Here is a 23505-nt window from a genome sequence, read left to right as displayed (position 1 = left end):
CCTTATACCATACGACAAAGCGGTCGACAGTCTCTTGTGGCTGCCGACCGCTTTTGCTTTTACCCCCTATGCCCTACTCTTGCTCTCGCAATTGCTCAAAGTCAAGGAGCTGCCCCTCGTGGGCGAGGAAGGAGCGGGGAAAGACCTCCTTCGCCTCCGCAAGGAGGATTGACTCCTCCGTCTCGGGCGTATATCGGGAGGAGAAGTGACCGAGGAGGAGATGCCCCGCCCCGGCAAGCCTTGCCACCTCAGCTGCTTGACGGGCGGTGGAGTGACCGCGATGCTTGGCGAGTTCGCTCCACTCCTCCCCGAAGGTCGCCTCATGGTAGAGCAGGTCGACCCCGCGGACATAGTCCGCCGTTGCCTCCCGGTAGATGGTGTCGGAGCAGTACGCATAGCTGAGCGGGCGTCGACTCGGTGTGGTGACGGAGGTGGCCGGGACGATCGACCCGTCCTCCTTGACGTAGTCTCGCCCCTGCTTGAGGCTGCCGAAGTAGGCCATTGGGACCCCGGCCCGATCGGCCGCCTCCCGGTCGAGGTGCGGCAGCAGTGGTGCCTCGTCAAAGCGGTAGCCGATACAGGGGACGCGGTGCTTAAGCGGGAAGCAGGAGACAGTCACCGACCGATCCTCGTAGATCACCGTCCGCCCGGTGGGCGCACACTCGTGCACCTCGATCTCTGCATAGTAGTCGTCCCCCTCCTCTCCGGTGAAGTAGCGGACGACCCGATCGACAAAGTCTGCCGTGCCCACCGGTCCGTATATATGGATCGGGTGATCAAAGCTCATCAGCGACATCGTGCTGATCAGCCCCGGCAAACCGAGGCAGTGATCGCCATGAAGGTGGGTGATAAAGATGCGGTGCAGGCTCGCTATCGGCACGCCATAGCGCATCATCTGGAGCTGTGTCCCCTCTGCACAGTCGATGAGGAACGCCTTATTGCCTCTCAGTCGCACCACTTGTGCGGAAGGGTTGTGACCAAGGGAGGGCTTGGCTGCACCGCAGCCCAGCACCTGGACATACATCCCGACGCCGATCTCCGCCTTACTCATCTCGAGGTACGCTCTCAGTGATTCCTCCCTCGGGACCGATGCCGTAGGTCTCCCCCACTCGGTCCCTTAGGGCGGTGAGTCGCTCGCGGACCTTCATCAGCCGCTCCCTCACCTCCAGGTCGACATCTAAGTCAGGGTGATCCAGCTGCTCTGCCGCAGCCTGCAGGGTCATTCCCCGCACCTCGACCAAGTAGTAGATCCGCTCGATCAGCTTAAGGTCCTCGATGGAGTAGCGACGAGAGCCGCTCGGCATCCGTCGCGGAGAGAGGGAGGTACCCTTCTCCCAGTATCGCAGGACATGCTCCTCGACCCCAAAGAAGGCAGCCGTCTCCTTGATCGTATAGAGTCGCCTCGGCAGGCTCTCTATGTTTTTCTTCTGTCCGGTCTTCTCTTTCCTCATACTGGCCTACTTGAGGGGGAGGAGGTGCAGGCGATGGGTATAGGTGAGGTAGCCGGTGCCGGAGGGGTCAGCGTAGACAAAGAGGACACCCAGCTGGGGCTGTCCCTCGAGGATCTCCTTGGCACGCTCCAGCCCAACTGCCATAAAGGCGGTCGCCCAGGCGTCTGCCTCCATAGTAGTAGGGGCTACGACAGTCGCCTCGAGTATGTCGCTGTGGGCGGGACGTCCTGTGACGGCGTTGATGGTATGGGCGACCTTCCGCCCCTCGATGATCTTGTAGTTGCGGTAGTCGCCACTGGTGGCGACACCAAGTTTCTCACACATCTCGATCTTACCGAGGAGCTCATTGACGGTGGAGGTATTGTCCTCGATCGGCTTATTGATCCCGAGGCTCCAGCAGTCGCCCCGAGGATTGCGCCCATGGCAGGTCACCTCACCACCGATCTCCACCATATAGTCCTCTACCCCGTAGTGCTCGAGCGTCCGTGCGACGAGATCGACAACATACCCCTTGGAGAGCGAGGCAAGACCCATAGAGAGCCGAGGGTCGTCCTTGGTGATGCGGTGGGTAAGGGTATCGATGTGTATTTGCCGGTACCCGACAAACCGGAGCACCGAGTCGACCTGCTCTTCGGTAGCCAGTCGGGTTACCCCCTTCTTGGTCCCGAAGCCCCAGATGTCGAAGAGTGGTCCTCCGGTGACATCATAGACGCCATCCGTTGCTTCGCTCACGACTGCTGCCTGTCGCAGCACCTCCTCCAGCATAGGATCCGTCCGGTCGGTGGTATTGGCATTGATCTGGGAGACGACGGAGGTGGGGTCAAAGTTATTGAGCACCGCATTGAAGGCATCCATCGTCGAGTCGATCTGTGCGGCCAGGGGCTTATCAGCACGATAAGTGATGGCGTAGTAGGTGGTAAAGCGCTCTCCTGTCTCGCGGTAAAAGGTCCCCTCCCCACGATCACAACCAGCAAGAAGGATAAGTAGGGCGAGGATAAGTAATTTAGATCTCATCACGTAGGGCATAGGTATTACGCCCGGGACTTTGCCGGGCTATGAGCTCACCGAGAAATCCGGTAAGGAAGAGCAATACCCCCAGCACGATAGCCAGGAGGCAGAGGTAGAAGGCGGGCAGGTCGGTCACCAGTCGGGCGGGGATCCCATGGTAGAGGGAGTAGAGCTTGGACCCAAGGACACAGAGGAGAGCGATCAGCCCGAGGAAAAACATCACACTGCCCCAGAGGCCAAAGAAGTGCATCGGCTTGCGACCAAAAGTGCCCATAAACCAGAGGACCAAGAGGTCGAGGTAGCCATTGACAAATCGGCTCATGCCAAACTTTGTCTTCCCGTACTTGCGGGGTCGGTGATGCACCACCAGCTCGCCGATCTTGCCGTACCCCGCCATCTTCGCCATATAGGGAAGGTAGCGGTGCATATCGTTGTAGACCTCTATGTGCTTCACCACCTCATTCTTGTAGCTCTTGAGTCCACAATTGAAGTCATGAAGCGGGATGCCGGAGAAGAAGCGCACGGTGGCATTGAAGAGCTTCGTGGGACCGGTCTTGGAGAGCGGGTCATACCGCTTCTTCTTCCACCCACTCACCACATCGTAGTCCTCCTCACGGATCATACGATAGAGCTCGGGGATCTCATCGGGGGAGTCCTGCAGGTCAGCGTCCATTGTGATGACGACAGCACCCGAGGCGCGCTCAAAGCCTGTCTGCAGCCCGGGAGACTTCCCGTAGTTGCGGGCAAAGCGGACCGCTCGGACGTGCGGGTCCTCCGCATGTAGTTGCTCGATAGTCTCCCAGGAGTCATCCGTACTCCCGTCATCGACGAAGATGATCTCATAGGTGATCCCCATCTCAGTAATGACACGGGAGATCCACCGGTGAAGCTCTGGGAGAGACTCCTGCTCATTGTAGAGCGGGATGACGATCGATAGGTCTATGGGGTAATTCTTATCTTGAGACATATATGTATGTAGTAGACAAGCAAAGTTACCGATAATCAGTCTCTACGGAGGAAGATCGAGACAATAAAGATGTAGAGCGTCCCAAGCGTGAAGGAGAGCGAGATCACCCCTCTCGTCATCAGCGCGGGCGTGATCCCTTGGTAGGACTTCAGCAGCATCTCCCGATCGGCCTCACTGCCCATCATCTGCCCGGCAACGTCTATACTCCGGTCCATATAGGCGAGGAAAGTAGGATCGCGGAAGAGGTACGTGAAGACGAGCAGGTAAGCAAGCGTCACGACGATAAGGGCAAAGAGGTAGATCACGCCCATCACTGTGACGCAGCGTGAGTAGGACAGGCGGTTACCAAATACTATCAGACGATACTTCCGAAGCTCCTGTGTCAGTAAGACAGGGATGAGCACCAGCCCACCTGTAAGGAAGAGTGTAGAGAAGAGGGGCTGCCTGTAGAAGAGCATCCCGACAGCCTGAGCCACAAAGCCCATCCCGACGAGGAGCCCACTCCACATCATAGCTTGCAGGAAGCTCCATGCGAAGCGCTTTTTCTGTGAGTCCTTGTTATCCTGATCCATAGGGTATCATCTGCGTAGTGAGAGACAAAGGTACCAATTATGTAGCAGGGCATCAGCGACCACGCTGCTGGGCATAGGGATGGCGAGTTAGGGCGTACAGAAGTCAATTGCAGGACAGGAAAGAGGCACCCCCCTTTCGGGTGCCGCTGTAAAGCTCAAATCCGTCTCCGCTGATCTGGGATATTTCTTTTACCGATATTAGAGATCACTAATACCGATATTAGACTTCACTAATACCGGTAAAAGAATTCTCTAACATCGGTATTAGTGTGATGCTTCATCCGGGCAGCTTTACGCCGTCTCTTCACAACCATCGAGGGTATTCTCAACCATTCTGAAGCGTCTGCACCGAAAAAGAGGTGGGCAATACTTGCTAATCCATTTTTTATGGCTAAGTTTGCCCTATTGGAAGCCATAGAAAGGACCTTAACTAATTTCTTTAGAGCTATAATCTCCCTTATATGACTTCACCACGTAACCTATAGCGGGTCATAACCATTATGGAATCAAAGAAAACTACGACTGGTAAAGCGAGTGATATTACCATCGTAATCGGTGTGATCGGTGCCGATGCCCATGCAGTGGGGAACAAAATTATCGATTATGCACTTAATGATGCGGGCTACCACGTCATCAACCTCGGCGTGATGGTAAGCCAAGAGCAGTACATCGAAGCTGCCATCGAGACCAACGCTGATGCGATCCTTGTCTCGTCTATGTACGGACAGGGGGAGATCGACTGTCAGGGTCTACGAGATAAGTGCAATGAGGCGGGTCTCAAGGGGATCCCCCTCTTTGCCGGTGGCAACTTGGTGGTAGGTAAGCAGAAGTTTGAGGACGTCCTTGAGCGGTTCAAGAAGATGGGCTTCGACTATGTCTATCCACCGGGCACTCCGATCGAGACGACTATTGCGGACATCGACAAGACTTTCGGGATCAAGAGATAATACTACTTGCCCCGATGATCCACCCATACATAGGCGGGATCGACCTTTTGTTTCATCATCATGAGATATCTTACAGCAGACTTTGGTAGTACATACACCAAGGTAACAGCCATCGACACAGACGTCCCCGAGATAGTGGGTACAGGCGCAGCCTTTACCACGATCGAGACGGATGTGATGGAGGGGCTCCACAATGCATTCAGAGAGTTAGAGAAAGAGATCGGCAAGGAGTGGACACCGGATAAATTCCTCTGCTGCAGCAGTGCGGCGGGAGGACTTAAGATGGTGGCCAGTGGCTTGGTCCCCGACCTCACCGCCAAGGCAGCACGTATGGCAGCAGCCAGTGCGGGTGCCAAGGTGATGAAGACCTACTCCTACGAGATCACCCACACCGAGGCAGAGGAGATCGAGCGACTCGATCCTGACCTCTTCCTCCTCTGCGGGGGTACCGATGGAGGCAACGTGGAGAATATCATCCACAATGCGGAGGTCATCGGTCGGATCCCGGGTCACTTCTCCACCGTCGTGGCGGGGAATAAAGCTGCTGAGGAAGAGGTGGCACGTATCCTCACAGAGGCAGGCAAGCCCTTTGTGATCACGGAGAACGTGATGCCCAACTTCAACTCCCTCAATATCGCTCCCGCCAAGAAGTGCATCATGCAGCTCTTCATTGATCGTATCATCGAGGCTAAGGGCCTCTCTAAGGCTCAGGAGCGAGCTGACAATGAGATCATCCCTACCCCTCTGGCTGTGCTCAATGCCTGCAACCTGCTCAGTGACGGCACCAAGAACAGACGAGGGCTGGGAGAGCTCCTGGCCATTGATCTCGGTGGTGCCACCACCGATGTCTACTCAATAGGCGATGGCGAGCCTCATGAGGCCAACATCATGCATCAGGGCATCCCGGAGCCGTATAGCAAGCGTACCGTAGAGGGCGACCTCGGTATGAGGTATAGCCTCACGGCGCTATCGGAGCAACTGGACCTTGACGCCGTGGCGGCTGAGGTGGGTCTCTCGGGCGACACGCTCAGAGACTGGGTTGCTCGATGTGATGCTGATAAGTCCACTCGTGCAGTGACGGAGGATGAAATCCTCTGCGAGAAAGTCCTTGCCAAGGGAGCAGTGAGCCTGGCGACGGATCGCCATGTAGGTCACACGCACAAGGTCTACTCCCCCATGGGAGAGTTTTTTACCATCAACGGGAAGGATCTTACCCTCACGGACCACGTCCTCGGTATCGGGGGGGCGCTGATACACAGCGCTGACCCCACGTTTATCTTAGATGGTGCCTCATTCAACATATCCAACTACGACAAAGCCAAGCCACTGAAGCCTGACTTTTACCTCGACAGCCACTATATTATGGCGTCAATGGGTCTCCTGAGTGAGCAGATGCCTGACGTTGCCCTGGATCTGATGCAGAAGGAGCTGGTCAAGGTCGGGACGAAGAAGAAAAAACAATAAACTCGAGGAGGGACACATAGCGAGTCAACCACCTCGAATACACCTACGAAACGAATAGAGAACATTATATTATTATGGAGGTCAAAAACGTCAAAATCCCAATGGACGACTTCCTCAAGGAGCGTGAGGAAGTGCTGGCCAGCTGGCCCACGGGTAGGAATATCGACTTTGAGGAGGCGGTAAAGTACCAGCTCTCCATCCCTGAAGAGAAGCGCTTCGGAGCCAAGCTCTGGAAGGCCGATGAAGAGAAGAGGACGCTGATCCAGCCTCGTGCCGGTGTCGCCCTCTACGATGAGCACATCAAGCTGCTCCAGTACCTCGAGGATATGGGAGGTGCAGATCTCCTTCCCTCCACCATCGACAGCTACACCCGTCTCAATAGATACGAGGAGGCTGAGATCGGTATCAAGAAGAGTCAAGAGGCTGGTCGCTCTCTCCTGAACGGATTTCCGGCTGTCAACTATGGTGTCGACATCTGCCGCACCGTCACCGAGTCTGTCAAGAACCCGGTGCAGGTACGTCACGGAACCCCGGACGCAAGACTTCTGACGGAGATCGCCATCGCAGGTGGCTTCACCTCCTACGAGGGTGGAGGTATCTCCTACAACATCCCCTACTCCAAGGATCACCCCATCGACAAGGTCATCAAGTATTGGCAGTACACCGACCGTCTCTGCGGTCTCTATGCCGAGCGCGGAGTGGATATCAATCGTGAGCCTTTCGGCCCCCTTACCGGTACTCTGATCCCTGCATGTATCTCCAATGCCGTCGCCATCATCGAGGCACTCCTCGCTGCAGAGCAGGGTGTGAGCGACCTGACGGTGGGCTACGGTCAGTGCGGTAACCTGATCCAAGACGTCGCCGCTATCCGCGCGCTCAGGGAGCAGTGCCGCGAGTATCTGGAGATGTATGGCTACAATAAGGTACACCTCACCACCGTCTTCCACCAGTGGATGGGAGGATTCCCGGAGGATGAGGCAAAGGCATTTGGCGTGATCAGCTGGGGATCTGCTACCGCTGCTCTTGCCAAGGCCACCAAGGTGATCGTTAAGACCCCCCATGAGGCTGTCGGCATCCCGACCAAGGAAGCCAACGCTGCAGGTCTCCGCGCCACTAAGCAGGTGATCTCTATGCTGAGAGACCAGGATCTGACAATGATCCCCGCTGTAGAGCAGGAGGCTACGATCATCAAGAGGGAGGTCAAGGAGATCATGGACAAGGTCTTTGAGCTCGGGAAGGGCGACCTCGGTGCAGGTGTGGTAAACGCTTTTGCAGCAGGTGTGCTTGACATCCCCTTCGCTCCCAATAAGTACAATGCCGGCAAGGTAATGCCTGCACGCGATAACGACGGTGCCATCCGCATCCTCGACTGTGGCAATATGCCCTTCTCGCAGGAGACGAAGGACTTCCACCGCCAGAAGCTGGAGGAAAGAGCCAAGTGTGAAAATCGCGAGGTGAGCTTCCAGATGGTTATCGATGATGTCTATGCGATCAGCAAGGGCTTCCTCGTTGGTCGTAAGAACCTCAAGTAATCGGATACAATCAATCCTATAATAAACAACTAAACTTCAATCCATTTCTTCTATGAAAATTAAGAAGGTAGTATGTGCCCCCGGCAAGACCGGCTTTTACTTCGATGACCAGCGTGCCATCAAAAAGGGTGCTGAGAATGACGGTAACTTCTATGTCGGCGACCCTGTAACTGAGGGCTTCACTGGCGTACGTCAGGCAGGAGAGTCCATCTCGGTACTCTTCGTGCTGGAGAATGGCGCCATCGCTCATGGCGACTGCGCTGCCGTACAGTACTCCGGAGCCGGAGGCCGTGATCCGCTCTTCCTCGCAAAGGACTTCATCCCTGTGATCATGAAGGAGATCGCCCCGCTCTATGAGGGTAAGGAGATCACCAACTTCCGCGAGATGGCTGATCTGGTCGACAAGCACACAGACGCCAATGGTAAGAAGTATCACACCGCCATCCGCTACGGCGTGACACAGGCATGCCTCGATGCTGTCGCTAAGGCAGAGGGCAAGCTGATGGCTCAGGTCGTCGCTGACGAGTATCACACCACTCTGTCTGACAAGAGGATCCCGATCTTCGCACAGTCTGGTGACGATCGCTACAACAACGTCGACAAGATGATCATCAAGGAGGCTGATATCCTGCCCCACGGACTCTTCAATCACGTAGAGAAGAAGGTAGGTCTCAAGGGTGAGAAGCTGCTCGAGTATGTCAAGTGGCTGCGTAACCGCATCCTCGATAAGCGTACCCGCGAGGACTACAAGCCGATCTTCCACATCGATGTATATGGTACCCTGGGTATCGTATTTAATAACGACTGGGAGAAGATCGCTGACTACATCGGTGAGCTGGCTGAGGCTGCTAAGCCCTTCCACCTCCGCATCGAGGGTCCGGTAGACGTAGAGGAGCGCGAGGCTCAGATCAAGGCTCTTGCTGCCATCCGCAAGTGCATGGACGATAAGGGCATGGATGCCGAGATCGTAGCTGACGAGTGGTGCAATACCTTTGAGGATATTGTCGACTTCTGCAAGGCTAAGGCCGGTCATATGGCTCAGATCAAGACTCCTGACCTCGGCGGTATCAACAACTCTATCGAGGCTGTCCTCTACTGCAAGGAGCACGGGATGGGCGCATACCTCGGTGGTACCTGCAACGAGACCAATCGCTCTGCTGAGTGCTGTGCTCACGTAGCTATGGCCACCTCCCCGTCTCAGACACTGGCTAAGCCCGGTATGGGTGTCGATGAGGGCTATATGATCATGTTCAATGAGATGAGCCGCATCCTGGCGCTCAAGGACATCCTCTAATCAAAGAAGGAATTAAGCTAAAGCATTCGTTACCATGAAAGAATTCAGAGTACTCTCTCCGTCAGCGATCCTGGGCTATGGTTTCCCCAAGGAGTCGTTTGAGGAGGGCATGAAGCGTCACCCGGACGTGATTGCCTGCGATGCAGGGTCCAGCGACCCGGGTCCCTACTACCTCGGTGCCGGCATTTCCTTTACCGATGTCGCAGCTGTAAAGCGTGACCTCTCCATCATGATCCCTGCTGCCATCAAGGCAGGCATCCCGGTCATCGTCGGTACCTCCGGCGGATCAGGCGCTACACCTCACCTCGAGATCAATCGCCGCCTCGTCATGGAGATCGCTGAGGAGCATCATCTTAGCTTTAAGTATGCTGAGATCTCCGCAGAGTTTGACAAGGAGACGATCCACTACAACCTCAAGGAGGGTCGTATCAGCCCCCTCGGTCCCGTGCCGGAGCTGACGGACAAGGATATCGATGAGGCGGTGCACATCGTCGCCCAGATGGGTGAGGAGCCCTACATGGAGGCTCTCAAGGGCGGTGCTCAGGTGATTATGGCAGGTCGCTCCTACGACCCGGCTGTCTTCGCCAGTCTCGCTATCGCGAAAGGCTTCGACAAGGCACTCGCCCTCCATATGGGTAAGATCCTTGAGTGTGCAGCTATCTGCGCACTCCCCGGTAGCGGTAGTGACTGTATGTTTGGCTACCTCTACGAGGACCACTTCGAGGTCGAGACCCTCTCTCCGGCGCGCAAGTGCACGACACTCTCTGTCGCTGCTCACACGCTCTACGAGAAGTCCAATCCCTACCTCCTCCCCGGCCCGGGCGGACGTCTCAACCTGCACAATACCACCTTCAAGCAGGTGGCAGACAATCGTGTCGCCATCGCAGGAACGATCTTTGAGCCCACTGACGGCTACTTCATCAAGCTCGAGGGTGTCAAAAATACCGGCTACCGCACCATCGCATGCGCCGGCTGCTCTGACCCGATCCTGATCTCCAAGATCGATGAGGTAAAGGAGGATGTACGCGCCCGCGTCGAGGATAACTTCCGCGATATGGATATGGGTAACTTCTTCCTAGACTTCAAGATCTATGGTAGAGGCGCTGTGATGAGTATGTTCCCGAATATCAAGAACGCTACCGGTGAGGAGCTCCTGATCATCATCGAGTGTGTCGCCAAGACACAGTCCATCGCTGATACGATCTGCAGCTTCGCTCGCAGTACGTTCCTCCACTTCGGCTATCCCGGACGTATCTCTACAGCCGGAAATCTTGCTTTCCCCTTCTCCCCGTCAGATGCCCATATGGGTGCGGTGTACGAATTTAACGTATACCACCTGATGAAGGTAGATGATCCGAAGCAGTACTTCCCTGTCACCTTCCATGATGTCAAGGACGGCAAATGCAGTGACTTTGATTAAGAGAAAGAGATGAAAACATATAAGCTTATCGACATGGCTGACGTGATCCGGAGCAAGAATTCGGGTCCGTACGAGCTGACGTTTGACGTTATCTTCAAGACGTTTGACGACTACAATTTCTTCAAGGAGCACAAGCCGATCACAGCTGAGTCCTTCTCCAAGCTCTATGGCATCAAGGAGGAAGACGTCTTCAATGTGATCTATTTTGATCCGGCTAAGGCGGTCAAGGTGACGATTAAGCGCCCGATCCCTAGCGGTGCCCTTGGTGAGGTAGACGTCTACGGCGCGCAGCAGCACGCCCCTCTGGTCCACTTCACTTTTGATGCTTGAGGAGAGCACCAATAGCGTAAGACTTCACGCCACGCCCAAGCGAGTGCAGGAGTCCTGGGTAGAGACCCAGTACTTCGCCCCGCGTGGGCGTGAGCGTTTATTACAGCTTGGCGAGCGGATCAGCCAGCTGCATCTCAGCTTCACCGATCGTCTGATCGGCATCATCGGTGCTGCCGGCTCCGGTAAGTCATCCCTCATCCATGGGATGTTTCCCGGGCTGGAGCTCTCCAATGATGACGATGCGATCCTCACGCGGAAGATCATGCAATTCCGTAGTGGATTTGCCGACCTACACTCAGCGACCACCTTTCACCTGGATATGCGGTTTCAGCTCGCATTCACCCAGATGTATGAGATCGTCGACTTCGTCAACAAGGCCCTTGCCGCCAAGAAGCGGCTTGTCATCGAGCACTTTGACCTGCTCACCGACGCCCTCGGACGCAATGCCGACCTGCTGATAGCCATTGGTGAGCAGATCATCATTACGAGACCCTCTATCTTTGGTCCTGAGCCCCACACGCTCTCCCGGATGGTGGAGTCCTCGCTGATCTACCGTAAGATGGCGCACTCCGCAGAGGAGGTGACGACGCTCGCGCTTGCAGAGCTATTCAACCTCCATGAGGATCACTTCTACTCCGCCGATATTGCGAAGGGATATGTCCTGAAATTCAATGAGGATCCCAATCTCTCCAGGGAGGATCTATGCCGCCTAGAGCAGAGGATACTGGACCTTATCAGGGCAGATCTACCGATCAGCTATATCGATGAGGACCACATCAAGGTCGGTGAGAGGATACTCCCCTGCGAGGGCCCTCGCATCCACGTCCAGTCGACGGGTGAGATAAAGGACTTCTCGCTCCACCACTCGCTCATCTACGATGGACGATACGATGCCTGGTGCCTGGTAGGTCTGCTGGGAGCGACAGAGGAGGAGATGGAGAACCTCAATAACCGCAACGCCAGATACTTCTTAGGAGTCTCTTAACATAGATATATCAACTTATGAGAGAAATAAAAGCACAGAACATCACCGAGCTGGTCTCCCGACTCTGCATCGATGCCTGCTATAACTTGTCACCCGACATCTACAATGCGCTCAAGGATGCCAGCGAGCGGGAGAGCTCTCCCCTCGGTCGGGGCATCCTCAAGACCTTGGTCAAGAATGCGGACATCGCTCACGATAAGGAGAAGCCCATGTGCCAAGACACCGGGATGACGGTGGTCTTCGTCCGTCTCGGGCAGGAGGTCCACGTCGTGGGGGGCAATCTCACCGATGCGATCAATGCCGGTGTGCGTGATGGCTATCAGAGAGGGTACCTCCGCAAGTCTGTGGTCAATGACCCGATCCTACGAGAGAATACCGGGGACAATACCCCTGCCATCATCCACTACGACATCGTCCCGGGAGACAAGATCGAGATCACCGTCAGCCCCAAGGGCTTCGGCAGTGAGAATAAGAGCGACCTCCGTATGCTGCAGCCCAGCGACGGCGAGGAGGGTGTCAAGGACTACGTGATGGAGGTGGTCAAGCATGCCGGTCCCAACCCCTGCCCACCTACTATCGTCGGTGTAGGTATCGGTGGAAACTTCGAGGAGAGCGCACTCTACGCCAAGCGTGCCCTACTCCGTCCCGTAGGCGACCGCAACCCCAAGCCCCACCTCGCTGCTATCGAGGAGGAGCTCCTCAGCAGGATCAATGCCCTCGGCATCGGTCCCGCCGGGATGGGAGGAGACACCACCACGCTTGATGTCCACGTAGAGGCGGGTCCGACACACATCGCCGGACTGCCAGTGGCGGTCAATATCAGCTGCCACGCCACCCGTCACTCCGAGGGCAGTCTCTGATGCAATCATTCGACCAAGTAAGAAACGCACGACTTATTATGCATACAAGTGATACAGAGAAGCGTATCATCTCGGCACCCCTGACCGACGAGATCATCAAGACGCTCCACGCAGGGGAGATGGTCTACATTACCGGGACCATCTACACCGCTCGCGATGCTGCCCACAAGCGCCTTTGCGAGATGCTCAAGCGTGGCGAGGAGATGCCCTTCGACTTCGAGGGACAGATCGTCTACTACGCTGGTCCGGCTCCTGCCAAGCCCGGTGAGCCGATCGGCTCAGTAGGGCCCACCACAGCCGGACGTATGGATGCCTACACCCCCACCCTTGTGGAGCATGGACTAAGAGCCATGATCGGCAAGGGAGCCCGCAATCAGGCTGTTATCGATAGTCTGAAGAACCACTGCGGAGTCTACTTCGCAGCCATCGGAGGTGCAGCAGCTCTGATGTCTCTTTGTGTCAAGGAGGCTGAGGTGATCGCCTTCGACGAGCTGGGCACGGAGGCTATCCGTAAGCTCCGTGTCGAGGAGCTGCCGGTGATCGTTGCTGTCGACTGCTATGGCGGCAATGTCTACGACCGGAGCAGCGAGAAGAAGTAAAAGGGAACCTTTTTGTTAAAAAGAAAGACCACCCTCGGGAGATTCATTCTCTCGGGGGTGGTCTCTATTAATGCAAATTAACTGATTGCTCAAAAACATGAGTCCGACAGACGGGAAGACAATAGCGTCACCCTGATTGCCAGCGAGGAGGGAAAACTGCTCATCCGGCAGAATGGAAGCAGGGAGTCATAAGACAGACACCCCATCAAGCCAGATGCGATCCGGGCTATAGACCTCACTCACCAGACCGGAAGAGAGCTTGAAGACCTGCGGTCCACGCCGCATAAGCTGCTTTCTTACGCTCCGACCCAGCTGTGAAGCTGCCAAGATCCTTGTCCCCATAGCCACATTATCTGCCTTTGCATATAGTAGGGCATCGTCGTCGCTGTCATCCAGACAGATCGAGTAGACCATTACCCCCCTTGCAAGTGATCGGTGTGAGAGCATCGCATTAATCGCTCTCGAAAGACCATCATCCGTCCGCCACGTCACAATGACTGCCGTCTCCGAACCACTGCCAAGGGCATTAAGTGTGTTATGGAAACCCTCCATTTCTCTTCCTGGAAAGCGCTCTCCCGGGGTGAGCCCAAAGTCAGGCTCTACGGGAGCCACCCTAGCGGACAGGCACAGTAGTGTCAGCAGCAGAGTAAGCCCTCCAAGTACGAAATTTCTGAATCTCATATCATAATGTTTAGTGAATAGATATCCTGAGTCGCCACATACCCTCACGGGCCGGCAATGCGATCAGGCGTCCGTGTCTCGGAACCTTTTTGAGAGGACAACCGCTGTTGTCCATCGCACTAAGCGACGCAAAGGTACGTGATTTATGGCATGCGACAAAATACTCATCCCTAAGTATCAGGGTTTTCCCGCTCCCAGAGGGGATAAACAAGGTGCGCCCCACCCTGCCGGCACCGAGGTACCATCAGCTCCGTCTCAGTAGGTGACTAATGACAGAGAAGGCACCAATGGAGCGTCATTTTGTCACCGGCAGACATGTCAGGCAGGACTTGGCACACTTTTCCCTAAGTCAATTGTGAAAGTAAAGACAATTTCAATCATTATTCAGCAACTCAATTATGAATATCAAACCGTTAGCAGATAGAGTCCTCATCGAGCCCGCAGAGGCAGAGAAGACTACTGCATCAGGCATCGTCATCCCTGACTCATCCGAGAAGAAGCCGGTCCGCGGCAAGGTTATCGCTGTAGGTGAAGGCACCAAGGATGAGAAAATGGTGCTTAAGGAGGGAGATCACGTCCTTTATGGCAAGTACGCAGGTACTGAGGTAGAGGACGGTGATACGAAGTACCTCATCATGCGCCAGAGCGATGTGCTCGGCATCATTGAGTAATCAATCGTCATAGAAACATCAAAAAGAATCAAATCACAACACTATATGGCTAAGCAAATCAAGTACAGCACTGAGGCAAGGACCCTCCTGAAGGATGGTGTCGACAAGCTCTCCGATGCGGTTAAGACAACTCTCGGACCTAAGGGACGCAACGTGATCTTGGATCGCAAGTTTGGCGCTCCTCACATCACTAAGGATGGTGTGTCCGTAGCTAAGGAGATCGAGCTGGAGGATCCGTACGAGAATATGGGTGCCCAGCTGGTCAAGGAGGTAGCCTCCAAGACCAATGACGACGCCGGAGACGGGACCACCACCGCCACCGTCCTCGCTCAGAGCATCATCAGCGTAGGACTTAAGAACGTCGCTGCCGGTGCTGCACCGCTGGAGATCAAGAGGGGTATTGACAAGGCTGTCAAGGTCATCGTCGAGGATCTTAAGAAACAGAGCGTGGAGGTAGGCACCGATCTGAAGAAGGTCGAGTACGTTGCCACCCTCTCTGCCAATGGCGACGAGGAGATCGGCAAGCTGATCGCTGAGGCCTTTGGTAAGGTCAAGAAGGAGGGCGTCATCACCGTCGAGGAGGCTAAGGGTATGGAGACCTATGTCGATGTCGTTGAGGGAATGCAATTCGACAAAGGCTACATTTCCCCTTACTTCGTGACCGACACGGACAAGATGCTGACGGAGTTTGACAACCCCTACATCCTGATCTACGACAAGAAGATCAGCAACATCAAGGATATCCTTCCCATCCTCGAGAAGGTGTCTCAGAGTGGTCGTCCGCTACTGATCATTGCTGAAGACGTTGAGAGCGAGGCACTCGCCACCCTCGTGGTGAATAAGCTCCGTGGCATCCTCCAGATCGCTGCTGTCAAGGCTCCCGGCTATGGTGACCGCCGTAAGCAGATGCTTGAGGATATCGCCATCCTTACCGGTGCCACTGTGGTGAGCGAGGAAGTCGGTCTCAAGCTCGAGAACGCTACCGCTGATATGCTCGGAAGTGCCGAGAAGATCAGCGTGGACAAGGACCATACCACCATCGTAGGTGGCAAGGGAGACAAGGATGCTCTCGCAAATCGTGTCAGCCAGCTCCGCAATCAGATCGAGGCTACCACCTCCGACTACGACCGTGAGAAGCTCCAGGAGCGTCTCGCAAAGCTCGCCGGTGGAGTAGCTGTCCTCTACGTCAGCGCCCCGAGTGAGGTGGAGATGAAGGAGAAGAAAGACCGCGTCGATGACGCCCTGAGCGCAACTCGAGCCGCCATTGAGGAGGGAACTGTCCCCGGCGGTGGTGTCGCCTACATCCGTGCTCAGAAGGCTCTCGAGGGCCTCAAGGGTGCCAATGACGATGAGCAGACAGGTATCGATATCATCTGCCGCGCTATTGAGGAGCCACTGCGCCAGATCGTCGCCAACGCTGGCAAGGAGGGCGCTGTAGTGGTACAGAAGGTCCGCGAGTCGGAGGGTGACTTTGGATACAATGCACGCGAGGATCGCTTCGAGAACCTCCGTGAGTCCGGTGTCATCGACCCGACCAAGGTATCACGTGTCGCCCTTGAGAATGCTGCCTCCATCGCAGGCATGTTCCTCACCACAGAGTGTGTGATCACCGACATCAAGGAGGATGAGCCTGCTATGAATCCTGCCGCAGGGATGCCTCAGGGGATGTAATATCGCCCTGACTGAGCCTAAGTCGGTTCAGTACAGATAAGTTTGAAAAGGCTGCCGACCCTCAGTGGTCAGTAGCCTTTTTAGTATCCCGTAGGTCCGGGAAAAGTAATCAAGGCACCAAAAGGTTATAGCGTGAGCCGGATCAATCGGTCTTCTGGCGAACTTAACCTGAGCTCGCACCACGAAAAGTCCACTTTATTGGCCACTTCTGATTACATTTGTCATTAGAATTATTTTATAGGAGTAATATGGACAATTCGATCACAGCCACAGGTAATATCAGGGCCATCGGGGTGCTTACCTCCGGAGGCGATGCACCGGGGATGAATCCCGCCATCCGTGCGGTAACGCGTACCGCCATCTACAATGGAATCAAGGTGTATGGTATCTACCAAGGGTACAAGGGGCTCATTGACGATGAGATCAAGGAGCTAGCTACTGAGGATGTCAGCAACATTATCCAGAGGGGAGGCACCTTCCTCAAGACCGCACGCTGCAAGGAATTTATGACCGATGAGGGGAGCCAGCTGGCATACGACAATCTTGTCAAGCACGGGATAGATGCCCTGGTGGTGATCGGTGGCGATGGCTCCCTGAGCGGCGCCCGGAAGTTTGCCAGTGACCACAATTACCCTATAGTAGGCATCCCCGGGACAATCGACAACGACCTCGGTGGGACCGATCAGACGATAGGCTACGCCACAGCCCTCAATACGATCATGGACGCAGTCGACAAGCTACGCGACACAGCCAGCTCGCACAACCGCCTCTTCATCGTAGAGGTGATGGGACGTGATGCGGGTTTTTTAGCACTCAATGGTGCCATCGCCAGCGGAGCCGAGGTAGCGGTGATACCGGAGTTTAAGAGCTCAATGGATCAGATGAACTGGATGGTCGAGAATGGGTTCCGGAAGACAAAGAACTCTGCTATCGTCCTCGTGGCCGAGAGTCCCGCCACCGGAGGCGCTCAGGCACTAATCGAGAGGATCCACGAGTCGCACCCTCAGTGGGAGGCTCGGGCCGTGATCCTTGGGCACATCCAGCGCGGTGGCAGTCCTGTCGCAGGCGACCGTATCTTAGCCAGTCGCTTAGGGGTCGCTGCTGTCGATGCACTCCTCGATGGACAGCGCAATATTATGGTCGGTATCCGAGACAATAGGGTCGTCTACATCCCATTCTCCAGTGCCATCAAGGGTGCCAAGACGATCAGCGAGGAGGACTACCGAGTGCTCAATATACTATCACTATAAATCTCACATAACCTATGCCAGCATCGGCCAAGACACCACGCATACTTAACCCCAAGTATAGCTCTACAAGAGATCCTCTGAAGTACCTCCTCTTTGCCGTCGACCTCGATGGTACGTTAGTGACGGACGACAAGCAGATCACCCCTGCCACAGCCAATGCCATCCGAGAGATCCTCGAGATGGGCATGACCGTCGCTTTAGTGTCGGGGAGACCGACCTTTGGTTGCGAGCATATTGCGGATCAGCTCCAGCTTGCGAAGTATGGAGGGTATATTATCTCCTACAATGGTGCCAAGATCACCTCGTGCATCGACAACGATGTCCTCACCCGGTCGACCATCTCACGGGAGACGGTCGGAGAGCTCTACGACTTCCTCAAGGGGTACACCGTGACGATGATGACCTACACCCGCCACGAGATCATCACCGAGGATGCTGACAGCCCCTATGTCCGCCAGGAGAGCCAGGTCGACAATGGGATGCCGATACGCCAGGTGCCCAACCTCAAAGAAGCACTTGTGAGAGACCCCTACAAGTGTGGCATCGCCGGCGACCCAGAGGTGATCGGCAAGCTAGCTATAGAGCTGCAGGAGCGATTTAGGGGAAAGCTTAATGCGATCCTCTCCGGTCCGACCTTCATCGAGGCGATGAGTCCCTACGTGGACAAGGGGAAGGCGCTCAGCTTCCTCATGTCCGAGATGGGGATCGAGCGAAGCCAGGTGATCGCTGTCGGTGATGCCAATAACGACATCCCGATGCTCCAGGCTGCCGGACTGGGAGTGGCGATGGCTAATGCCAATGAGATGGTCAAGCAGGTGGCCGACTACGTCACTACCTCCAATATGGAGGAGGGGATCCAGCACCTACTTAATAAATATGTATTGCATCCGGAGCAGTCCGCTGCGCATCCTGAGGTGGACTTCATCAATGCGATGCAGAAGGATACCCTCATGGAGACACTCGGGATGAAGTGCACGCTCCTCGAGGAGGGCTACGTGGAGTGTACGATGCCTGTCGACCGACGCACCTGCCAGCCTATGGGGATCCTCCATGGCGGTGCCTCCCTCGCTCTCGCTGAGACAATAGCCGGTTACGGGTCGGTCTACCTGCTGAGCCAGGATGAGACGATGGTGGGAATGCAGGTGAGTGGTAGCCACGTGCACTCAGCCCGGCTCGGCAATACACTGACAGCAAAGGCAAAGATCATCCACCGCGGACGCTCGACTCACCTCTGGGATGTGGAGATTTACACAGAGATGGGGACCCTTGTCTCCTCTGTCCGTGTACTCAATAGCATCCTGCACAAGCGGTAGTTTTTCGTTTCTTTTAGTACATTTGACCGTCGCAAAGGGTCTATGGCTCTTTGCAACCTTTGATTTAGAATAGCTCAGTCGCGTAGCTCTTAAGCACATCTACGCATGCATCCTTAAGCGTGCCTTCGCCTCCCCCTCTCCCCGGGCTCGGATATGGTGCCGCAAAAGGGTGCTACAAACTTTACTTGTAATGATATGGACACGATCATCATCGTTGCTTCATTTGCGGTCGGCATGCTCATCGGGGCACTGATCAACCGACGATCCAAGAGGCTCACAGTCCCCTCTTGGCTCTCCTCCGTCATTATCTGCATCCTTCTCTTCCTGCTTGGTATTGAGATTGGCAACGACCACGATGCGATCAATTCGCTCGGCCAGATCGGTATCTCAGCCCTCTTACTCACTATCGGGGCAGTGATCTGTAGCGTCCTACTCGGATGGGGGATGTGGCGATTCATCGGGAAGTATATGGAAAAGAAAAATCAGCCATCACATAAGCAATGAAAGACAGTCTGATCATCTTTGCCTGCCTCATCGGCGGCGGACTTGTAGGATACTTTATGGGAGACAACGTCCCCGCGATCCTACTCGACTCACGGACCTCAATGTTTGTGATCTACATCCTCCTCTTCGTCATCGGGCTAAACTTAGGTACCGATATGGAGAAAGTGAAGCTTATGCTCAAGATGCCGTGGATCATCTGGACGCTTCCCGTCTTCACCTGCATCGGTAGCATCTCCGGAGCCGCCTTTATGACCCTATTTACTCCCAACATCACTGGGCTGGAGGGTGCCGCCATTGGTGCTGGTCTCGGGTGGTACTCTCTCTCGAGTATCATCATCGGATCCTATGGTGCTGCCTCACTCGCGACTGTCGCCCTGATCTCAAATATCATACGAGAGGCGACCGCTCTCCTGATGGTCCCTCTCTTAGGAAAGAAGATCGGACCTATGGCGTCGATCTCTCTCTGCGGAGCCAACAGCGCTGACGTCTGTCTACCTGTGGTGCAGAAGTCTGTAGGTGCCAGCTACACGATCCCCTCTATCTTCCACGGCATAGTAACAAATATCTTGGTGCCTGTGCTGGTGGGATTTTTCTGTGAGCTCATCTACGTGATCTGAAAAACGATCTGACTTCTTTTATTACATTCAATATTACTTCAAATTTATGGACAAAACCATGAAGCTGCTTGCAGTGTCCTTCCTGACACTGGCAGCCCCCCTTGCCGCCCTGGGACAGGCGGAGGATGCGGGATGGATCAGGAACACCGCCCTCAGCCCCGATGGAAAGGTAGTCGCCTTTACCTACCAAGGGGATATCTTCACTGTACCGGTGAGCGGTGGCATCGCTACACAGATCACGTCCAATCCTGCGTACGACACGGCACCGGTCTGGAGCCCTGATGGACAGAGCATCGCCTTCTCGTCCGACCGAGAGTTTGGCACCTTCCACGTCTATCTCACCTCCCGTCAGGGCGGTCAGGCAAGGAAGCTGACCTACATCAATGGCAAGACACAAACGCCGGTCGCCTTCTTAGACAACGAGACCATCCTCTACGAGTGTGGCTATCGCACCACTAAGGAGTCGGGCATCTTCCCCGGTGGCTCCTTCTCTCAGGTCTACCGGATCAAGACCACAGGTGGGCGGCCACACCTCTTCTCTGCATTTACGATGAAGATGCCGTCGATCAATCGCACCGATGGACGGATCCTCTTTACCGACTTCAAGGGCTACGAGGATCCTCTAAGGAAGCATCACAAGTCTCCCGTCGCCAGAGATATATGGATGTGGACTCCGGATGGCAATATGGGCAAGTATGCCAAGATCACTGCCTTCGAGGGCGAGGATCGCAATGCCATCTGGCTCCCGGGCGAGGAGGCTTTCCTCTTCCTGAGTGAGCGGGATGGTAACTTCAATGTCTACCGTGCCACTCTCGCTGACCCGACCCGCCCGACCCAGCTGACCAACTTTAAGAAGCACCCGGTCCGCAACCTCTCAATGGACAATAGTGGCAACATCGCCTTCTCCTGGAATGGCCGGCTCTACTACATGCCCAAGGGCGGAGAGGCCAAGCAGCTTCCGGTGCAGGTAATTGCCGACAACAGCAAGCAGGAGAAACTCTATGTGGCCTACAGAAGCGGGGCTTCAGAAGCAAAGCTCTCTCCCAATGACAAGGAGTACGCCTTCATCGTCCACGGTGATGTCTACGTCGCCAATATTGAGTACGGCACCACGAAGCGGATCACCAATACTCCGGAGCAGGAGCGTGACCTGACCTTCAGCCCCGATGGGCGGACCCTCGTCTACTCCTCAGAGCGTGAGGATCAGTGGAATCTCTATCAGACCACCATCAAGCGCCCTGATGAGAAGACCTTTACCTACGCTACCGAGCTGGAGGAGAAGAAGCTAACCCACGAGAAGGAGGTGCCTGCCTTCCAGCCGGTCTTCAGCCCCGATGGCAAGAAGATCGCCTACCTAAGGGATCGTGCGGCAGTGTACTGTCTCGACCTTGCCAGCGGGAAGAGCACCGAGGTGCTTAATAAGAAGTACAACTACTCCTACTCCGATGGAGACCAGTGGTTTACCTGGAGTCCCGACTCTAGGTACATCCTGACCAACTTTATGGGCAATGGTGGCTGGAATAACGCCGATGTTGCTCTCGTCAAGGCGGATGGTACTGGTGAGCTGGTCAATCTCACCGAGACCGGATACAATGCCATCGGTGCACGCTTTGTCCTTGACGGAAAAGCCATCGCCTACTACTGTGACTACGCCGGCTACCGCAGCCACGGCTCCTGGGGCTCTCAGACGGACATCTACCTGATGTTCCTTGATCAGGACGCATACGACCGCTTCCTACTCGACAAGGAGGAGCGGGAGGTGCTCCTGAAGGACAAGGACGAGAAGAAGGAGAGTGCAGACAAGAGCGAAAAGGACAAGAAGAAAAAGGGAAAGAAGAAGAAGAGCAAGGATGAGGACAAGGTAAAGCCTCTCGTCTTCGACTTCTCCAATCGAGATAAGCGTATCGTCCGCATCACCCGTACGAGTGGCTCTCAGTCTGACTTCGCCGTGACTCCGGAGGGAGACAAGTTCTACTACCTCGCCTCCTTCGACGGTACGACCAACCTTTACTGTCTCGACCTCGCAGAGAAGGAGACTAAGGAGATCGTCGGCGACACCGGCAGCGGCTCTCTGGAAATGAGCAAGGATGGGAAGACCCTCTACCTCTTTGGCTATAATGGCTTCAAGAAGATCGAGGGCAGGGACATCACTCCCCTTACCTACTCTGCACGCTTTGAGTACTCCCCAGCTAAGGAGCGGGAATACATCTACGACCATATGGTTCGCCAGGTGGAGAATAAGTTCTACGACGCTAATCTCCATGGCGTAGACTGGAGGGGCTACTCCGACAGCTATAGGAAGATCCTGCCCTTCATCAATAACAACTATGACTTCGCCGAGCTCTGCAGCGAGCTCCTCGGAGAGCTCAATGGCTCCCACACCGGTATGCGTTACTTCGGTGGTGCGTCCACCATTCGGACCGCTTCACTCGGACTCTTCTACGACGACAGCTACGAAGGCGAGGGAGCTAAGATCGCGGAGGTGATCGTGGGTGGTCCCTTCGACCGCGCCAAGTCAATTGCCAAGCCGGGCGTCATCGTCCTCAAGATCAATGGCACCACCATCTCCAAGGACCTTCCGATCGAGCATTACCTGAATGGTCTCACCGGACAGCGTACGGTCGTGACCCTCAGGGACGAGAGTGGCAAGGAGGTCGAGGAGTCTGTCGTCCCCATCTCACTCGGTAAGGAGTCCTCTCTCCTGTACGACCGCTGGGTAGACCGCCGGGCAGCTCTCACCGAGAAGTGGAGCAATGGTCGTGTCGGCTATGTCCACATCGAGGGAATGGATAGCGAATCCTTCCGTCGGGTATTCAGCAAGATGCTGGGTAAGTACCGCGGCTGCGATGCGATCGTCGTGGACACACGTCACAATGGCGGTGGCTGGCTGCACAATGATGTAGCGATCCTGCTGAGCGGTAAGGAGTACGCACGCTTCCAGCCGAGAGGGCAGTACATCGGCTCAGAGCCCTTTATGCAGTGGTACAAGCCGTCCAATATGCTGGTGAGCGAGGACAACTACTCCGATGCATACGGGACCCCATGGACCTACCAGACTCTGAAGCTCGGCAAGCTGGTCGGCACCCCCGTTGCCGGCACCATGACTGCCGTATGGTGGGAGACGCAGGTCAATGAAGATCTCGTCTTCGGTATCCCACAGGTGACGATGACCGGGACGGACAACCTACCCCGAGAGAATCGTGCCATCTATCCTGAGATCACAGTCTACAACTCCCCCGAAGACTTCCTCACCGACAATGACCTCCAGCTCAAGGCAGCCATCGATGACCTCATCCAGAGAGTAGACTCCGCCAAGAAGTAAGGAGCTACAGCGTAAAGCAGAGTGGCAGCGCCTCATTCCGAGACGCT

General features: G+C 55.3%; 22 protein-coding genes. 16 read left to right on the top strand and 6 right to left on the bottom strand.

Features of this window, described 5'->3' with window-relative positions; translation table 11 throughout:
- Window positions 1-73: 73 nt before the first annotated feature.
- The 5 genes from QZR17_RS00565 to QZR17_RS00545 are packed head-to-tail and all read right to left on the bottom strand — an operon-like array spanning window position 74 to window position 3998.
- Window positions 74-1051 (bottom strand): ribonuclease Z, encoded by a 978-nt coding sequence (locus tag QZR17_RS00565; RefSeq protein WP_297126342.1) that lies wholly within the window; start codon window positions 1049-1051, stop codon window positions 74-76.
- Window positions 1044-1451, bottom strand: a complete 408-nt coding sequence (locus QZR17_RS00560) for a MerR family transcriptional regulator (RefSeq protein ID WP_296158687.1) — start codon at window positions 1449-1451, stop codon at window positions 1044-1046. Before QZR17_RS00560 ends, QZR17_RS00565 begins: the two co-directional genes overlap by 8 nt.
- Window positions 1452-1457: 6 nt before the next feature.
- Entirely contained in the window at window positions 1458-2465 is a 1008-nt protein-coding gene (locus QZR17_RS00555) for an FAD:protein FMN transferase (RefSeq protein ID WP_297126340.1), read from the bottom strand.
- Window positions 2455-3402, bottom strand: coding sequence for a glycosyltransferase (locus QZR17_RS00550; protein WP_297127133.1), 948 nt, complete (start codon window positions 3400-3402; stop codon window positions 2455-2457). The genes QZR17_RS00555 and QZR17_RS00550 overlap by 11 nt, the downstream gene beginning before the upstream one ends.
- A 59-nt stretch (window positions 3403-3461) precedes the next feature.
- Window positions 3462-3998 carry a DUF4199 domain-containing protein gene (locus QZR17_RS00545; RefSeq protein WP_297126338.1) on the bottom strand — a complete coding sequence of 179 codons (537 nt, stop codon included), beginning with the start codon at window positions 3996-3998 and terminating at the stop codon, window positions 3462-3464.
- Window positions 3999-4498: 500 nt separating this feature from the next.
- Between QZR17_RS00545 and glmS the strand changes: the two genes are divergently transcribed.
- From glmS to QZR17_RS00500, 9 genes are all read left to right on the top strand, one after another.
- Complete coding sequence (gene glmS / locus QZR17_RS00540) at window positions 4499-4945, top strand: methylaspartate mutase subunit S (RefSeq protein ID WP_050560097.1); 447 nt, start codon at window positions 4499-4501, stop codon at window positions 4943-4945.
- Window positions 4946-5005: 60 nt separating this feature from the next.
- Window positions 5006-6409 carry a methylaspartate mutase accessory protein GlmL gene (gene glmL, locus QZR17_RS00535; RefSeq protein WP_297126336.1) on the top strand — a complete coding sequence of 468 codons (1404 nt, stop codon included), beginning with the start codon at window positions 5006-5008 and terminating at the stop codon, window positions 6407-6409.
- A gap of 74 nt (window positions 6410-6483) precedes the next feature.
- Window positions 6484-7941 (top strand): methylaspartate mutase subunit E, encoded by a 1458-nt coding sequence (locus tag QZR17_RS00530; RefSeq protein ID WP_297126334.1) that lies wholly within the window; start codon window positions 6484-6486, stop codon window positions 7939-7941.
- 52 nt (window positions 7942-7993) lie between these two features.
- The gene (locus QZR17_RS00525) at window positions 7994-9235 is read left to right on the top strand and encodes a methylaspartate ammonia-lyase (RefSeq protein ID WP_297126332.1); all 1242 of its coding nucleotides are present in this window, start codon (window positions 7994-7996) and stop codon (window positions 9233-9235) included.
- 34 nt (window positions 9236-9269) lie between these two features.
- The gene (locus tag QZR17_RS00520) at window positions 9270-10655 is read left to right on the top strand and encodes an acyclic terpene utilization AtuA family protein (protein WP_297126330.1); all 1386 of its coding nucleotides are present in this window, start codon (window positions 9270-9272) and stop codon (window positions 10653-10655) included.
- 9 nt (window positions 10656-10664) lie between these two features.
- A complete protein-coding gene (locus QZR17_RS00515; protein ID WP_018106350.1) occupies window positions 10665-10985 on the top strand; it encodes a DUF4387 domain-containing protein in 321 nt (106 codons plus the stop codon).
- On the top strand, window positions 10978-11970 hold the full coding sequence (locus QZR17_RS00510) for an alanine-tRNA synthetase second additional domain-containing protein (protein ID WP_297126329.1): 993 nt from the start codon (window positions 10978-10980) through the stop codon (window positions 11968-11970). Before QZR17_RS00515 ends, QZR17_RS00510 begins: the two co-directional genes overlap by 8 nt.
- A 17-nt stretch (window positions 11971-11987) precedes the next feature.
- Complete coding sequence (locus tag QZR17_RS00505) at window positions 11988-12830, top strand: fumarate hydratase (RefSeq protein ID WP_297126327.1); 843 nt, start codon at window positions 11988-11990, stop codon at window positions 12828-12830.
- Between the two features lie 38 nt (window positions 12831-12868).
- Entirely contained in the window at window positions 12869-13429 is a 561-nt protein-coding gene (locus QZR17_RS00500) for a Fe-S-containing hydro-lyase (RefSeq protein ID WP_297126325.1), read from the top strand.
- Between the two features lie 186 nt (window positions 13430-13615).
- On the opposite strand, the gene QZR17_RS00495 is transcribed toward QZR17_RS00500, so the two are convergent.
- Window positions 13616-14110 (bottom strand): hypothetical protein, encoded by a 495-nt coding sequence (locus tag QZR17_RS00495; protein WP_297126323.1) that lies wholly within the window; start codon window positions 14108-14110, stop codon window positions 13616-13618.
- Between the two features lie 398 nt (window positions 14111-14508).
- Here QZR17_RS00495 and QZR17_RS00490 point away from each other — a divergent pair, with 398 nt between their 5' ends.
- The 7 genes from QZR17_RS00490 to QZR17_RS00460 all read left to right on the top strand — a co-directional run bounded on the left by QZR17_RS00490 (window position 14509) and on the right by QZR17_RS00460 (window position 23458).
- The gene (locus QZR17_RS00490; RefSeq protein WP_070464627.1) at window positions 14509-14781 is read left to right on the top strand and encodes a co-chaperone GroES; all 273 of its coding nucleotides are present in this window, start codon (window positions 14509-14511) and stop codon (window positions 14779-14781) included.
- Between the two features lie 45 nt (window positions 14782-14826).
- Window positions 14827-16452, top strand: a complete 1626-nt coding sequence (gene groL, locus QZR17_RS00485; RefSeq protein ID WP_070464628.1) for a chaperonin GroEL — start codon at window positions 14827-14829, stop codon at window positions 16450-16452.
- 248 nt (window positions 16453-16700) lie between these two features.
- Complete coding sequence (gene pfkA / locus QZR17_RS00480; protein WP_296162730.1) at window positions 16701-17702, top strand: 6-phosphofructokinase; 1002 nt, start codon at window positions 16701-16703, stop codon at window positions 17700-17702.
- 14 nt (window positions 17703-17716) lie between these two features.
- A complete protein-coding gene (locus QZR17_RS00475; protein WP_297126321.1) occupies window positions 17717-19015 on the top strand; it encodes a Cof-type HAD-IIB family hydrolase in 1299 nt (432 codons plus the stop codon).
- Window positions 19016-19210: 195 nt separating this feature from the next.
- Window positions 19211-19519: a LysO family transporter gene (locus QZR17_RS00470; protein WP_297126319.1), complete on the top strand. Its 309-nt coding sequence runs from the start codon at window positions 19211-19213 to the stop codon at window positions 19517-19519.
- Window positions 19516-20136 (top strand): lysine exporter LysO family protein, encoded by a 621-nt coding sequence (locus QZR17_RS00465; RefSeq protein ID WP_297126317.1) that lies wholly within the window; start codon window positions 19516-19518, stop codon window positions 20134-20136. Before QZR17_RS00470 ends, QZR17_RS00465 begins: the two co-directional genes overlap by 4 nt.
- A 58-nt stretch (window positions 20137-20194) precedes the next feature.
- Entirely contained in the window at window positions 20195-23458 is a 3264-nt protein-coding gene (locus tag QZR17_RS00460; protein WP_297127131.1) for a S41 family peptidase, read from the top strand.
- Window positions 23459-23505: the final 47 nt, after the last annotated feature.

This window comes from uncultured Porphyromonas sp. (assembly GCF_900541275.1).
In the GTDB taxonomy this organism is placed as follows: domain Bacteria; phylum Bacteroidota; class Bacteroidia; order Bacteroidales; family Porphyromonadaceae; genus Porphyromonas_A.
This window is presented reverse-complemented; position numbering and strand designations above follow the sequence as displayed.

Bases quoted from the DNA above. Each gene is read 5' to 3' on its own strand.
- QZR17_RS00565 (WP_297126342.1), bottom strand. From the start codon at position 1,051: ATGAGTAAGGCGGAGATCGGCGTCGGGATGTATGTCCAGGTGCTGGGC.
- QZR17_RS00560 (WP_296158687.1), bottom strand. From the start codon at position 1,451: ATGAGGAAAGAGAAGACCGGACAGAAGAAAAACATAGAGAGCCTGCCG.
- QZR17_RS00555 (WP_297126340.1), bottom strand. From the start codon at position 2,465: ATGAGATCTAAATTACTTATCCTCGCCCTACTTATCCTTCTTGCTGGT.
- QZR17_RS00545 (WP_297126338.1), bottom strand. From the start codon at position 3,998: ATGGATCAGGATAACAAGGACTCACAGAAAAAGCGCTTCGCATGGAGC.
- glmS (WP_050560097.1), top strand. From the start codon at position 4,499: ATGGAATCAAAGAAAACTACGACTGGTAAAGCGAGTGATATTACCATC.
- glmL (WP_297126336.1), top strand. From the start codon at position 5,006: ATGAGATATCTTACAGCAGACTTTGGTAGTACATACACCAAGGTAACA.
- QZR17_RS00530 (WP_297126334.1), top strand. From the start codon at position 6,484: ATGGAGGTCAAAAACGTCAAAATCCCAATGGACGACTTCCTCAAGGAG.
- QZR17_RS00525 (WP_297126332.1), top strand. From the start codon at position 7,994: ATGAAAATTAAGAAGGTAGTATGTGCCCCCGGCAAGACCGGCTTTTAC.
- QZR17_RS00520 (WP_297126330.1), top strand. From the start codon at position 9,270: ATGAAAGAATTCAGAGTACTCTCTCCGTCAGCGATCCTGGGCTATGGT.
- QZR17_RS00515 (WP_018106350.1), top strand. From the start codon at position 10,665: ATGAAAACATATAAGCTTATCGACATGGCTGACGTGATCCGGAGCAAG.
- QZR17_RS00510 (WP_297126329.1), top strand. From the start codon at position 10,978: ATGCTTGAGGAGAGCACCAATAGCGTAAGACTTCACGCCACGCCCAAG.
- QZR17_RS00505 (WP_297126327.1), top strand. From the start codon at position 11,988: ATGAGAGAAATAAAAGCACAGAACATCACCGAGCTGGTCTCCCGACTC.
- QZR17_RS00500 (WP_297126325.1), top strand. From the start codon at position 12,869: ATGCATACAAGTGATACAGAGAAGCGTATCATCTCGGCACCCCTGACC.
- QZR17_RS00495 (WP_297126323.1), bottom strand. From the start codon at position 14,110: ATGAGATTCAGAAATTTCGTACTTGGAGGGCTTACTCTGCTGCTGACA.
- QZR17_RS00490 (WP_070464627.1), top strand. From the start codon at position 14,509: ATGAATATCAAACCGTTAGCAGATAGAGTCCTCATCGAGCCCGCAGAG.
- groL (WP_070464628.1), top strand. From the start codon at position 14,827: ATGGCTAAGCAAATCAAGTACAGCACTGAGGCAAGGACCCTCCTGAAG.
- pfkA (WP_296162730.1), top strand. From the start codon at position 16,701: ATGGACAATTCGATCACAGCCACAGGTAATATCAGGGCCATCGGGGTG.
- QZR17_RS00475 (WP_297126321.1), top strand. From the start codon at position 17,717: ATGCCAGCATCGGCCAAGACACCACGCATACTTAACCCCAAGTATAGC.
- QZR17_RS00470 (WP_297126319.1), top strand. From the start codon at position 19,211: ATGGACACGATCATCATCGTTGCTTCATTTGCGGTCGGCATGCTCATC.
- QZR17_RS00465 (WP_297126317.1), top strand. From the start codon at position 19,516: ATGAAAGACAGTCTGATCATCTTTGCCTGCCTCATCGGCGGCGGACTT.
- QZR17_RS00460 (WP_297127131.1), top strand. From the start codon at position 20,195: ATGAAGCTGCTTGCAGTGTCCTTCCTGACACTGGCAGCCCCCCTTGCC.